Source organism: Streptomyces sp. NPDC058525 (genome assembly GCF_042719495.1).
Lineage (GTDB): Bacteria > Actinomycetota > Actinomycetes > Streptomycetales > Streptomycetaceae > Streptomyces.
Genome location: NZ_JBHXNP010000071.1, coordinates 12969 through 27504, shown reverse-complemented (window position 1 = coordinate 27504; position 14536 = coordinate 12969). Strand labels below are relative to the sequence as shown.

The 14536-nt window shown below is 74.9% G+C and carries 6 protein-coding genes; all 6 read left to right on the top strand.

Annotation, left to right across the window (positions count from 1 at the left end):
* The first annotated feature begins 127 nt into the window (after positions 1-127).
* The 6 genes from ACFWP3_RS28245 to ACFWP3_RS28220 all read left to right on the top strand — a co-directional run bounded on the left by ACFWP3_RS28245 (position 128) and on the right by ACFWP3_RS28220 (position 14367).
* Positions 128-721 (top strand): cobalamin B12-binding domain-containing protein, encoded by a 594-nt coding sequence (locus tag ACFWP3_RS28245; protein ID WP_384226416.1) that lies wholly within the window; start codon positions 128-130, stop codon positions 719-721.
* Positions 718-2439 carry a hypothetical protein gene (locus tag ACFWP3_RS28240; protein ID WP_384226414.1) on the top strand — a complete coding sequence of 574 codons (1722 nt, stop codon included), beginning with the start codon at positions 718-720 and terminating at the stop codon, positions 2437-2439. The genes ACFWP3_RS28245 and ACFWP3_RS28240 overlap by 4 nt, the downstream gene beginning before the upstream one ends.
* Entirely contained in the window at positions 2429-3430 is a 1002-nt protein-coding gene (locus tag ACFWP3_RS28235; protein ID WP_384226412.1) for an asparagine synthetase A, read from the top strand. Before ACFWP3_RS28240 ends, ACFWP3_RS28235 begins: the two co-directional genes overlap by 11 nt.
* Complete coding sequence (locus ACFWP3_RS28230; protein ID WP_384226409.1) at positions 3427-4701, top strand: glutamate synthase-related protein; 1275 nt, start codon at positions 3427-3429, stop codon at positions 4699-4701. Before ACFWP3_RS28235 ends, ACFWP3_RS28230 begins: the two co-directional genes overlap by 4 nt.
* A gap of 209 nt (positions 4702-4910) precedes the next feature.
* Positions 4911-9698: an amino acid adenylation domain-containing protein gene (locus tag ACFWP3_RS28225; protein ID WP_384226407.1), complete on the top strand. Its 4788-nt coding sequence runs from the start codon at positions 4911-4913 to the stop codon at positions 9696-9698.
* 61 nt (positions 9699-9759) lie between these two features.
* Positions 9760-14367, top strand: a complete 4608-nt coding sequence (locus ACFWP3_RS28220; protein WP_384226405.1) for an amino acid adenylation domain-containing protein — start codon at positions 9760-9762, stop codon at positions 14365-14367.
* The last annotated feature ends 169 nt before the right edge of the window (positions 14368-14536 follow it).

Sequence of the window (14536 nt, the reverse complement as noted above, 5' to 3'; positions counted from 1 at the left end):
CCGATACTGCCCGGTTCCTGCCGGGTGAGCTGCCGGTCGGGCGTTCTGATCCTCCCTAGCGTTCTGTTCACGGAGGCCTACACCTACCGGGTCTCTCCACCACCTACCGACACAGAGGGTTTGCGCCGTGGAGCAGCATGCCGTGGAGCAGCACGGAAAGGCCGAGCCGAGCGGTCTGGACGTCGTCGTGACGACCATGGCCTCGGACTCGCACACCTGGAACCTGGTCTTCCTCCAGCTGCTGCTGGAAGAGCTCGGTCACCGGGTCACCAACCTGGGCGCATGCGTGCCGGACGAGCTGCTGGTCGCCGAGTGTCGCCGGATCGAGCCGGACCTGATCGTGCTGAGCAGTGTCAACGGGCACGGTTTCCACGACGGACTACGGGTGATCGCGGCGTTACGGGCCTGCCCGGAGCTGGGCCGCACCCCGACGGTGATCGGCGGGAAGCTCGGGATCGCGGGCACCGGCAGCCCCGCCCGGCAGCAGGAGCTGTTGACGGCGGGCTTCGACGGGGTCTTCGAAGAGGGCGGCTCCGTACTGGACTTCCACTCCTTCCTCGGCTCGCTGGCTGCCGGATCCCGGGCGATGCCCGCCGGACCGAAGGCCCTGCCCGCCGGACCGAAGGCCCTGCCCGCCGGCTCCGGAGCCCTGTCCGCCGGCTCCGGAGCCCTGTCCGCCGGCCCCGAGGCGCTGCCCGCCGGGTCGGGGGTGCTGCTGTGACCGCCTCAGACAGAGCCGCGGGCGAGGCCCTCGCCGCGCGCCCGGACACCACCGCCGCCGTCCCGTCGTCGGGCTTCGGCGCCTTCGTCGCCCGCGCCCGGGCGGCCGGCACGCTGGTGGTCCAGCCCCGGATGGGCATGGCCGATCCGCTGCGGATGCGCGACGGACTGATCGCCACCCGCGACGCGGACGCCGTCACCGTCGGCACCATCACCCTCGACAGCTACACCCGAACCGGCGACCTCGCGGCCGCCCGGCGCGCCCTCGACGAGGGCGTCGGCCTCAACGGCTACCCGATCGCCACCCACCCCGCGGACACCACCCGCGCCGTGCTGCGGGGCGTCGCGGACGCGCGCTTCCCGGTGCAGGTCCGGCACGGTTCGGCGATGCCGGAGCACATCGTCCGCGCACTGCTGGCGCTCGGCCTGGACGCCACGGAGGGCGGCCCGGTCTCGTACTGCCTGCCGTACAGCCGGACGCCGCTGCGCGAGGCGGTCGCCAACTGGCAGCGCAGCTGCGAACTGCTCGCCTCGGCCGCGGAGTTCGGTGCCGAGCCGCATCTGGAGACGTTCGGCGGCTGCCTGATGGGGCAGCTCTGCCCGCCGAGCCTGCTGATCGCGGTCAGCGTGCTGGAGGCGCTGTTCTTCCGGCAGCACGGGCTGCGCTCCCTCTCCCTCAGCTACGCCCAGCAGGCCGATCCGCGCCAGGACGAGGAGGCGCTCACCGTGCTCGGGCGGCTGGCCGGCGAACTGCTGCCGGACGTCGACCACCACCTCGTCCTCTACGCCTACATGGGCGTCTTCCCGCGCTCGCCCGGCGGGGCCCGGCTGCTGCTGGAGGACGCGGCCCGGCTGGCGGTGCGGGCCGGCGCGGACCGGCTGATCGTCAAGACCACCGCCGAGGCGCACCGGATCCCGACCGTGGGCGAGAACATCCGGGCGCTGGAGACGGCCGCGGCGGCCGCGGCCGACGAGCGCGCGGGCCGACGACGGGCCGAGGCTTCCGGCGGGCACCTTTCGTACGCGGGCCTCCAGGACCCGGGCCTCCAGGACCCGGGCTTCCAGGACCCGGGCCTCCAGCACACGGGCCTCCAGCACACGGACCTCCCGCACACGCACCCTCAGCACACGCACCTCCAGCACAGGCACCTCCTGCACACCGGCTTCCAGCACACGGACACCGGTCCCGACGGCATCCGGTCCGCCGACGCCGGTCCCGCCGGCATCCGGCACACCGGCATCGGGCAGACCGGCATCGGGCCCGCCGGCATCCGGCACACCGGAATCCAGCGCGCCGACGTCCAGGACACCGGCATCGAGGCCGAGGCGCGGGCGCTGATCGGTGCCGTGCTGGAGCTGGACGCGGACATCGGCCGTGCGCTGGTCCGGGCCTTCGCCGCCGGCTATCTCGACGTCCCCTACTGCCTGCACCCCGACAACGCCGGCCGGGCCCGCACCTCGCTGGCTCCCGACGGCCGGCTGCTCTGGTCGAGCATCGGGTCGATGCCGATCGCCGGCCTGGCGGACGACGGGCCGCGCCCGCCGATCCTGGGCTCGGCCGGGCTGATCTCGGCGCTCTCCCAGGTCCAGCGGACCTACGACGCCCGCGCCGAGACGCAGTGCGCCGTCGGCGGCGCCCCCGACACGCCTCGCACGTCCGTACCGCCCCGCACGACGCCCACGCACCGACGAGAGTTGGGACTCCAGCATGACCACTGACGGGCTCACGGCCTCCGCGCCCCTCCCGGACCCCGGCCGCCACCTGACCGCCCCGGCCACCCGGAGCGCCCTCCGGATCCAGCACCAACTCCTGTCCGCCGCACGTGAGTTCTTGCGGGAGCGGGGGTTCACCGAGCTGCTCCCGCCGATCATCGGGCCGGTCACCGACCCCGGCTCGCGTGGTTCCAAGCAGGTCGACGTGGACTTCTACGGCCACCGGTACAAGCTGATGACGAGCGCCATCCTCTACAAGCAGGCCTCGCTGCTGGCCTTCGACAAGATCTTCTGCATCGCTCCCAACGTCCGGCTGGAGCCGCTGGAGACCGCGGGCACCAACCGCCACCTCGCCGAATTCCACCAGCTCGACGTGGAGGTGGCGGGTGCGACCAGGGACGACGCCGTCGCGCTGGTCGAGGAGCTGGTGGTGCACATGGTCGACAGCGCGGTCCGGGAGCTGCCCAAGGAGTTCGCGGGGCTCGGCCGGGACGTCGGCGCGTTCGCCGGGCTGCTGGGGGGCTCCTTCGGCCGGATGCGGCACGCCGAGGCGGTCACCGAGCTCCAGGGGCTCGGCCACCCGCAGAGTCCCGACGCCGAACTCGACTGGGAGGGCGAGGCGTTGCTCTCCGCTCAGCGTGACCGGCCGTTCTTCGTCACCGACTACCCGAAGGGCTCGCGCGGCTTCTACGACTGCGAGGACCCCGAACAGCCCGGCCTGCTGCGGAACTTCGACCTGATCGCCGCCGAGGGCTTCGGCGAGCTGTGCAGCGGCAGCCAGCGCACCAACGACTACGCCGAGATCGTCACCCGGATCCGGGAGACCGGCGAGAACCCGCAGAAGTACCGCTGGTACCTGGACCTGGTCCGCGAGGGTGTGCCCGGCAGCGCCGGATTCGGCATCGGTGTCGAGCGGCTCACCCGGTACGTCGCCGGGCTGGACGCGGTCTGGCAGGCGGCGGCCTTCCCCAAGCTGGCCGGGGTGGTGTCGCCGTGAGCGACCTCTCGGCGCCCGGCTTCCCGGAGGAGGAGGTCCGCCGGCGCGCCCGGGCCGGGGTGGCCGCGGCCTTCCCGCCGCCCGAAGAGTACGGCCGGGTCCTGTTCGGCGCGGAGCACCCGGGCGAGCGGTACCCGGACGGCGAGCGGGATCCGCTCGACGCCCTGCGGATCGTCCCGCCGGTCTTCATGCCGCAGCGGCTCGCCCGGCTGATCGACCTCGGCCGCGAGCCGGACTACCGCGATGTCGAACTGGCCACGGCCATCGGCGGGTTCAGCTCCACCCTGCCCGTGTACGTGTCCGCGCTCGGCTCCACCCGGGCCGCCGGCGGCGATCTCGGCCTCGCGCTCAGCAGGCAGGCGGGCGCGCTGGGCCTGCCCATGGTGATCGGCGAGAACGTCGTCCCGGTGAACGGCTACGGCCGGCTCGGCGAGGCGGCGGACCGGGCCCTGCTCGGGCGCCTGCGCGCCTACGCGGGGGAGCTGCCGGACGGGCAGGGCGGGGTCGCCGTCCAGCAGTCCACCGAGGATGCCGACGCCGAGGTGTGGAACCTCGTCTACAGCGACCCGGCCGCGCTGCCCCTGCTCGAAACCGGGCGGCTGGCCTTCGAGTTGAAGGTGGGCCAGGGGGCCAAGCCGGGCCTCGGCGGGATGACCGTGCTGGACGCCGAGGCGGCCGCCCGGCTCGGCCACCGGTACGGGCTCGACGACGTCTTCGGCGACGGCCGGGTGCTGCGCTCCAGTGCGCCCGGCACCTTCACGGCGGAGATCCTGCGCCAGCAGATCCGGCTGATGCGCAACAACTTCCCGCGGGCCCGGGTCTGGGTAAAGCTGCACCCCGGCCGGGACATCGCCGAGGCCGCCCGGGTCGCCGCCGAGGCGGGAGCGGACGCCGTCACGGTGGACGGAGCCGAGGGCGGCACCGGCTGGGCGCCCGGCGCCTTCCCGGACCAGGTCGGGCTGCCGCTGGCGGAGTGCCTGCGCCGGCTCGCGGTCGCCGGGCCGCCGCCCTGTCTGCTGGTCTCCGGACGGATCTGGGAGGGCGGCCGGGCCGTGAAGAGCCTCGCGCTCGGCGCCCGCGCGGTGGGCCTGGGCCGGGCGGCGCTGCTCGCAACGGCCGAGGACCCGCAGACCGGGCTGATCCGCTTCGCCGAGTGCCTCGCGCTCGAAATCCGATTGCTGGTCAGCGCGCTCGGAAAATACGCGCCGGCCGCGCTGGACCGGGACGACGTATGGTCCCGGGATTTCCCCGCAATTCCCGCCACCGCATAACCGGCAAGCCCTTTTCCGTAGCCCGCCGAGACGCCCGCGCGTGTCTCGGTGGGCTGCTCCATTTATCCGCTCTTCCCTGACAACCCCGCTGCTCAACCGGCAGTTGAAACTGCCGACGGTCTTCCGTGCATTCTGCCGATCGCCCCCGCCGCGCCGCCCTATCGTCGAGATCACTACACGCAGCGTCGCTAATTCATCGGGGTTGGATGATGGAATCTCGGGATTTCCCTTTCATATCCGTCGCACGCCGGTTCCCGGACCGCCCGGCCATACGCCACGGCGCCCGGACCGTCACCTACGGGGAGCTGGACGAGGAGAGCGGTGACCTCGCCGCCCGGATCGGCCCCGGGCGGACGGTGGCCGTCGCCGGCCGGGACCGGGTCGACCACGTCGTCGGCCTGCTCGCCGCCCTCCGCGCCGGCGCCACCTACCTTCCGCTGGACCGGGAGGCGCCCGATGAGCGCAACCGCTGGATCCGTGAGGACGCCGGCGCCACGCTCGCCTACACCGACGGCGAGCTCCTCGAAGCCGACGGCCCCGCGGCGCCCGCCGCAGCGGCGGGGGCTCCGGAGCCGTCAGGGCGCGGCCGAGACTCCGCCGCGGGCTACCTGATCTACACCTCCGGCACCACCGGCCGCCCCAAGGGCGTGCACGTCCCGCTCGCCGCGCTGGCCGGCCATCTGGCCGCCGCCGCCGAGTGCTTCGGCCTCACCGAGGACGACGTGGTGCTGCACTTCGCCCGCCCGACCGTGGACGTGGCCGTCGAGCAGGTGCTCACCGCCCTGTCGGCCGGCGCCTGCCTCGTCGTACCCGAGGAGCAACTCCTCGCCCCCGCCGCCCTGATGGAGCTGCTGGACACCGAGGGCGTCACCGTGGCCAACCTCGCCGCCGGATACTTCCAGGAGGTGGTGGCCGCGCTCCGCGAGGACGGCCGGCCGCCCCGCACCCTGCGGTTGATGATCTCCGGCAGCGACCGGCTCCACCCGGACGCCGCGGCCCACTGGAGCGCCGCCACCGGCGTCCCGCTGCTGAACGCCTACGGGCCGACCGAGACCGTCGTCACCGCCACCGTCCACGCGGCGGCGGGCCCGGCCGCGGGGGAGGGCGACACGGTCCCGGTCGGCCGCCCGCTCGGCGCGCGCCGCGCGTACGTACTGGACGACCGGCTGCGGCCGGTGGCGCCCGGGGCCTCCGGCGAGCTGTACCTCGGCGGGCCGCTGCTGGCCTCCGGCTACCACGGCCGCCCGGGTCTGACGGCCGGCAGGTTCCTCGCGGACCCCTTCACACAGGAGCCCGGCGCCCGCATGTACCGCACCGGTGACGTGGTCCGGCGGTCCGGTACGGACGCCCCGCTGGAGTTCGTCGGCCGTGCGGACCACCAGGTGAAGATCCGCGGCTTCCGGGTCGAGCCCGGCGAGATCGAGCTGGTCCTGGCCGGCCACCCCGACGTCGCCGGAGCGGTCGTGGTGGCCCACGAGGGCAGGCTCGCCGCCTACACGACCCGCACCGCGACCGACGCCGCGACCGACGCCGCGACCGACGCAGCGACCCGCACCGCCCCCGACACCGCCGAGCTGCGCGCCTACCTCGCCGAGCGGCTCCCCGAGCACATGGTCCCGGCGACCGTCACCCCGCTGGACGCCTTCCCGCTGACCGTCGGCGGCAAGGTGGACCGGACGGCGCTCCCCGAGCCCTTGGCCGCGCCCGCCCTGCCGGCCGCCGTCCGGCGCGCGCCGCGCACCCCCGCCGAGCAGCTGATCGCCGCCGTCTGGGCGGACGTGCTCGGAGTGCCCGAGGTCGGCGCCGACGACAACTTCTTCCACCTGGGCGGGGACTCGCTCACCGCCGTGCGCGTGGTCGGCCGGGTCTACGACGTGTTCGGCATGGTGTCCCCGTACACCATCTTCGACGCGCCCACCCTCGCCGAGTTCGCCGCCGCGGTCACCGCCGCCTCGGACGGCGGCGAGCGCCCGGCACTGCACCGGACCGGCGCCACCGAGGCGCCCCTCGCGAACTTCCAGCGCGGACTCTGGTTCCTCGACCAGTGGAACCCGGGCGCGCCGACCTACATCGTGCCCTGGGTGTTCCGCTTCGCCGGTCCGGTCGACCCGGAGCTGCTGCGCCGCGCCCTGGCCGGGGTGGTCGACCGGCACGAGGCGCTGCGCACCACCTTCGCGCTGGGCGAGGAAGGCCCCCGGCAGGTCGTCCACCCTTCCGTGGAGCTGCCGTTCACCGTCCTGGACACCACCGCCGAGGCCCTGGACGGCCTGGTCGCCGAGGCCGCACTCGTTCCCTTCGACCTGGAGACCGGCCCGCTGGTCCGCGCCCACCTCTACCGCACCGGCGGGACGTCCACCCTGCTGCTGCTCTGCCACCACATCGTCTGGGACGAGGGATCGCTGCCCGTCCTGGAGACCGAGCTGGCCGCCCTGTACGAGGCCCTGGCCGCCGGCCGCCCGGCCGAACTGCCCGAACTCGCCGTGCAGTACGCCGACTACAGCAGCTGGCAGCACGAGGACGGCACCGCCGAGCGGCAACTCGACCACTGGCGCGAGTACCTGCGCGACGCACCCACCGAACCGCTGCTCCCCACCGACCGGCCGCGCCCCGAACTCCAGGCCTTCCGCGGTGCGTTCCACCGGTTCGCGATGCCCCGCCCGGTCGCCGACGCCGTCCGGTCCCTGGCTCGCAGCGAGGACGCGACGCCGTTCATGGTGCTGCTCGCCGGGCTCGCGCTCACCCTGCACCGGCGGACCGGCCGGCGCGACCTGGTGATCGGGTCCCCGGTGAGCGTCCGCGGCCGCGCCGAACTCGACGCACTGATCGGATACTTCGTCAACCTGCTGCCCCTGCGCGTCCGGCTCGACGAAGGGGCGGACTTCCGCGATCTGGTCCGGCACGTCCGCGAGGTGGCCATCGACGGCTACCGCCACCAGGAGGCGCCGTTCGACGCCATCGCGGGCGCCGTCATGGAGGAGCGCCCCGACGACCGCACCGAGGACCGCAACCCGCTCTGCCAGGTGCTGCTCGAACTGCACCCGCTGGACAGCCGCCCGCTGACCATCGGCGGCACCGAGGTCACCCGCGAGCTGCACTCCAACCCGGTCTCCCGCTTCGACCTGTCGATCTCCGTCGACGACCGCGGCACCGACTTCACCGGCCGCTTCGAGTACGACTCCGACCTCTTCGACCCCGCCACCATGGCCGAGCTGTGCGAGGCCTGGCTCGGCACCCTCGCCGCCGCCGTCGAGGCGCCCGTGCACACCCTGTTCGAGGACCGGGCCGCCCGGAACCCGCAGGCGCTGGCGCTGGTCTCCGGCGAGGACCGCGTCGACTACGGCACCCTGAACGAGCGGGCCAACCGCCTCGCCCACCACCTCGGGGCCTCGGGCATCGGCCGCGGCGACACCGTCGCCGTCCTCGTCGAGCGCGGACCGGACCTGGTGGTCGCCCTGCTCGCCGCGCTCAAGGCGGGCGCCGCCTACACCCTGCTCGACCCGGACTTCCCGGCCGAGCGGCTGGCCGGCGCGGTCGCCGACTGCGGCGCCGCCCTGCTGGTCACCCACCGCCGGGCGAGCCCGCCCTTCCCGGTCGCCCGCCACCTCGACCTGGACGCCGAGGCCGCGGCCGTCGCGGCCCGCCCCGGCCACGACCCGGGCCTGCCGGTCACCGGCACCGACCTCGCCACCGTGATGTTCACCTCCGGCTCCACCGGCCGCCCCAAGGGCGTCGCCGTCCCGCACCGCGCCCTCACCACCACCTACCTCGGCCAGGACTACGCCCGCTGCGGGCCCGACGAGGTCTGGCTCCAGTGCTCCCCGGTCTCCTGGGACGCCTTCGCCCTGGAGCTGTACGGGGCGCTGGCCTTCGGCGGGGCCTGCGTGCTCCAGCCCGGCCAGCGGCCCGACCCGCAGGCCGTCGCCGCCCTCACCCGCCGCCACCGCGTCACCCAACTCCAGCTGTCCGCCAGCCTGTTCAACTTCCTGCTCGAGGAGTTCCCGGACACCTACGACGACCTCAAGGTGGCCTTCACCGCCGGTGAGCGGGCCTCCGTCACCCATGTCGGCAAAGCCCTCGACCAGTACCCCGACCTGGTCGTCGCCAACGGCTACGGCCCGGTCGAGAGCCTCGGCCTCACCACCTGCCACCGCGCCACCCCCGAGGACGCGGCCGGCGCCTCCATCCCGATCGGCCGCGCACTACACGGCAAGGAGGTCCACGTACTCGACGAGCACCTGCGCCCCGTCCCGGACGGCGCCACCGGTGAGCTGTACGCGGCCGGCGGCGGGCTCGCCCTCGGATACGTCGGCCGGCCCGGGCTGACCGCCGAGCGGTTCGTCGCCTCCCCGTTCGGGGCGCCCGGCGAGCGGCTCTACCGCACCGGCGACCTCGGCCACCGGACGGCGGAGGGGGTGCTGGAGATCACCGGCCGGATCGACGACCAGGTGAAGATCCGCGGCTTCCGGGTCGAGCCCGGCGAGATCGAGGACGCGCTGACCCGCCACCCGTCCGTGCGGGAGGCCGCCGTCACCGTGCACGAACCCGCCCCGGGCGACCGCCGGCTCGCCGCGTACGTGACCCTCGCCGCCACCGCCGGAGCACCGGCACCCGACCCGGGCGCGCTGCTCGACCACCTGGCCGCGCTGCTGCCCGAGCACATGGTGCCCGGCACGCTCGACGTGCTGGACACGCTCCCGCTCAACCCCAACGGCAAGGTCGACCGCCGGGCCCTGCCCGCCCCGGCCGAACGCGCCGAGGCCGCCCCCGCCGACCCGTTGACCCCGCGGCAGCGGCTCGTCGCCGACGCCGTGCGCGCCGTCCTCGGGCTGGCCGACGGCCTCGGTCCGGACGCCGACTTCTTCCGGATCGGCGGCAATTCGCTGGCCGCCGTACGCGTCGCCATGCGGCTCTCCCAGCAGACCGGCGCCAAGGTCCCGCCGCAGGCGGTCTTCCGCGGCCGGACCATCGGCGCCATCGCCGAGCGGCTGGCCTCGTGATGCCGCGCCCCCCGGCCCGCCCGCCCGCCAGCCCACCCGACCGACCGAAGGGAACGAGGCCGTGAGCCCGTCCGCCGACCTGCCCGCCACCGCGCCGGCCGACCTGCCCGCCGCTCCGCCGGCCGACCTGCCCGCCGCTCCGCCGGCCGACCTGCCCGCCGCCCCGCCGGCCGACCTGCCCGCCACCGCGCCGGCCGACCTGCCCGCCGCTCCGCCGGCCGAACTGCCCGCCGGCCTGGTCCGTACCGCGCCCGTCCCGGGGCTCCAGCGCGGCCTGTGGTTCCTCGACCGGTGGAACCCCGGGGCCGCCACCTACACCACCCCGTGGACCTACGACGTCACCGGCCCGCTCGACCTCGCACGACTCCAGCGGGCGCTCGACGGTGTCGTCGCCCGGCACGAGGCGCTGCGCACCACCTTCGCCCTGTACCCCGACGGCCCGCGCCAGTACGTCCACCGCACCCTCGCCGTGCCGCTCACCGTCCACGACCTGCGCGAGCTGCCCGAGCCCCGGCGGGGCGACCGCGCCGAGGAGCTGATCGCCGAACGGGCCGCCCGGCCCTTCGACCTGACGCAGGGTCCGCTGCTGCGCGCGGAGGCGCTCCGGCTCGCCGACGACCGCACCACGCTCCTGTTCGTCGTGCACCACATCATCTGGGACGGCTGGTCGGCCGAGATCTTCGACCGCGAACTGGCCGAGTTCTACAACGCGTCGGCCGAAGGCCGGGCCCCCGTCCTACCGGAGCTCACCACCCAGTACGCCGACTGGGCGCAGGAGGAGCAGGACACCTCGTACGAGGAGCACCTCGCCCACTGGAAGCGGAGCCTCGACGGCGCGCCCACCCTGCTGGAGCTGCCCGGCGACCGGCCGCGGCCCGCCGAGCGCAGCCAGCGCGGGGCCACCGAGCCGTTCGGCCTCGCCCCCGGCGCCGCGGCCCGGGTCCGGGAGCTCGCCGAACAGGAGGGCGTCACCCCGTACACCGTCCAACTCGCGGCCTTCGCCCTGCTGATGGGCCGCTGGACCGGAGCCGACGACCTGCTCGTCGGCACCCCGGTCACCACCCGCAACCGGCCCGAAGTCGCCGATCTGCTCGGCTACTTCGTCAACCTGCTGCCGCTGCGCGTCCGGCTCGCCCCCGACGCCACCTTCCGCGGGCTGCTCGCCGACCTCCAGGACGTCGCCTTCGACGCCTTCGGCTACCTCGACGTCCCCTTCGACCAGCTGGTCGACCTGCTCGCCGCCGCCCGCACCCCGCAGCACCCGCCGCTGGTCCAGGTGGTGTTCGGCGCGCACGCAGAGGACCGCACGCCGCTCGCACTGGGCGCCGCCACCGCCGAGCGCACCGTCCGCTCCAACGGCACCAGCAAGTTCGACCTCACCTGGTCCGTCTTCGAGGACGCCGGCGGGGGAGAACTGCGCGGCGAGGCCGAGTACAGCAGCGACCTCTTCGACGCCGACACCGTGCGCCGCCTCGCCGCCGACTACGCCGGCCTGCTGGACGCCGCCCTCGCCGACCCGGACACCACCGTGCTCCGGCTCACCTCCGCCGGGCAGCCGCACCGCCCCGCCCGGCTCGACCCGGGCCACTGCCTGCACCACCTCTTCGAGCGGGCCGCCGACGCGTACGGCGACCGGCCCGCCGTCAGCGACCGCGACGGCACCCTCGACTACGCCGAACTCGACCGCCGCGCCAACCGGTTGGCCCACGCCCTGCTCGCCCGCGGGGTACGCCCCGGAGACCGGGTCGGGCTGCTGCTGGAGCGCACCACCGCGGTGCCGGCCGCGATCCTGGCCGTGCTCAAGACCGGCGCGGCCTACGTGCCGGTCGACCTCGCGGCCCCGGCCGACCGGGCCGCCCTGGTCTTCGGCGACACCGCCGTCACCGTGGTGCTCACCGACCGGCCCGACCGCGCCCCGGACGGCCCCTGGCAGGTCCTCGACCTCGCCGCCCGGGCCGAGGAGATCGCCGCCCACCCGGCCGTCCGGCCCCCCGCCGCGGGCCGCCCCGGCGACCTCGCCTACCTCATCTTCACCTCCGGCTCCACCGGGCGCCCCAAGGGCGTCGCCGTGGCCCACGAGCACGTCAGCCGGCTCCTCGACTCCGGCCGCGACCACTTCGGCTTCGGCCCGGACACGGTCTGGACCCTCTTCCACAGCTACGCCTTCGACTGGACCGTCTGGGAGCTCTGGGGCGCCCTGCTGCACGGCGCCCGCCTGGTCGTCGTCCCCCACCTCACCAGCCGCTCGCCCGACGAGTTCGCCGGCCTCCTCGAGGACGAAGGGGTCACCCACCTCTGTCTGACCCCCTCGGCGCTGCGGCAGCTGGAACCGGCGCTGCGCCGCCACCCGAGAGCCCTGCCCGCACTGCGGTGGATCATGCTCGGCGGCGAGGCGCTCGACCCGGGCGTCGTCCAGCGCTGGCACGAGCTCGACCCGCTGCCGCCCGCCCGGCTCTGCAACCTCTACGGCATCACCGAGACCACCGTCCACGTCACCGTCCACGACGTCGCCGAGGGCGGCGCGGGCTTCGAACGCAGCCTCGTCGGCGAACCCATGCCGCACCTCACCGCGCTCGTCCTCGACGACTGGCTGCGCCCCTGCCCGCCCGGCGTCCCCGGCGAGCTGTACATCGGCGGCGGCAGCCTCGCGCACGGCTACTGGGGCCGCCCCGGCCTCACCGCCGGCCGCTTCGTCGCCGACCCGTACGGCCCGCCAGGCGCCCGGCTCTACCGGACCGGCGACGTCGCCAGGCGGCTGCCGGACGGCGGGATGGAGTACGTCGGCCGGGCGGACTTCCAGGTGAAGCTGCGCGGCTTCCGGATCGAGCTCGGCGAGATCGAGAACGCCGTCGCCGCCCACCCCGAGATCGACGCCTGCGTGGTCACCGTGCACGACGACCGGCTCGCCGCGTACATCACCGGCCGCACCCCGGCCGAGCCCGCGGACCTGCGCACCTACCTCGGCCGCACACTGCCCGAGTACATGATCCCGGCCAGTGTCACCGTGCTGGACGCGCTGCCGCTCACCGTCAACGGCAAGGTCGACCGGGCCGCGCTGCCCGACCCCGACCGGGCCGCGCCGGGGACGGCCGGCCGGCACGTCGAGCCGCGCACCCCGGAGGAGGAGCTGTTCGCCGGCGTCTGGACGGACGTCCTCGGGGTCGGCGGGATCGGCGTCCACGACGACTTCTTCCACCTCGGCGGGGACTCCATCCGCGCCGTCCAGCTGGCGGGCGCCCTGCACGACCGCGGCTGGCAGGTCAGCCTGCGGGACGTCTTCAACGCGCCCACCGTCGCCGAACTCCTGCCGCTGGCCCGCCCGGTGGCCGCCGACCCCGCCGCGGAACGGCCCTTCGCGCTGATCTCCGAGGAGGACCGGGCCGACCTGCCGACCGGGATCGTCGACGCCTACCCGATGGTCTCGATGCAGCTCTCCATGGTCTTCCACATGGAGGTCGCCGGCGGCACCGACAGCTACCACAACGTCAACTCCTACCGGATCACCGGCGACCTCGACGACAGCGCCCTGCGCCGCTCGGTCGAGGAGGCGATGGCCCGGCACGCCGTCCTGCGCACCGGCCTCGACCTCTCCGGCTACGGCGAACCGCTCCAACTGGTGCACGGCACGCTGCCCGCGCCGGTCGAGTGCGCGGACCTGCGCGGGACGCCGGAGGCTGAGCAGGACGACAGGATCCGCACCGTCTTCGAGCACCACCGGGACCGGCCCTTCGACCTCGCCGAACCGCCGCTCTTCCGGATCACCGTGCAACGGCTCGCCGACGACGCCTTCCAGCTCACCATCTCCGAGCACCACGCCATCCTCGACGGCTGGAGCTTCACCTCGCTGCTCACGGAGATCCTCGAACGGCACTCCGCGATCGCCGCCGACCAGGCCTCCGCGCCCACCCCGCCGCCCCGCACCGCCTTCCGCGACTTCGTCGCGGTGGAACGGGAGGCCGCCGCCGACCGGGAGTCCCTGGCGTACTGGCAGCAGCGGCTCGACGGGGCCACCGGCCAGCTCTGGCCCGGCAGCGAGGACGTCCACGAGCTGCCGCGCACGGTGGAACGGGTGCTGCCCGACGCCCCCGGGCAGCTGCGGGCGGTCGCCGACGCGCTCGCCGTCCCGGTCAAGTCGGTCGCGCTCGCCGCCCACCTGCACGCCCTCGCCCGGATCACCGGGCGCCGGCGGGTCACCACCGGGCTGGCGATGAACGGCCGGCTGGAACGGCTCGGCGGCACCGAGGTGTACGGACTGTTCCTCAACACGGTCCCGCTGGTCGCGGAGCCGGACGGGGACGACCTGGCCGCGCTGGTGCGGCACGTGCACCGGGAGGAGCTGGACATGATGCCGCACCGGCGGGTGCCGTTCGCCCGGCTGGCCCGGATGATGGCCGACACCGCGCTGGACAGCCAGTTCGGCTACCTGCGGTTCCACGCGCTGGGCCGGCTGAGCGCCGCCCGGATCGAGGACGGCCGGATCGGCTGCGAGCCGACCCTGCGGCACGAGCCCAACAGCTTCGCCTTCGGCGCCTCGCTGATCCAGGACCCGGTGTCCCAGCGCGTGCTCCTCGCCGTGGACCACCAGCGCGCGCTGGTGGACGACGCGACGGCGGAGGAGTTCATCGACACCTACGCGACGGCCCTGACCCGACTGGCCGCCGAGCTCTGACCACCGCACGCCGCACCGGCCCGGGCGGCCGGGCCCGCTGCCGGGCCCGTGGAGTCGGCCGCACGGCCGTCGCCTGGGCCTTCGGGGCCCGAGCGGTCGGCGGTACGGCAGCCCGGGACCGCGGAGCCCGCACAGGCGTCGCAGCGCCGACCCCACCCGTGGCCGGCCC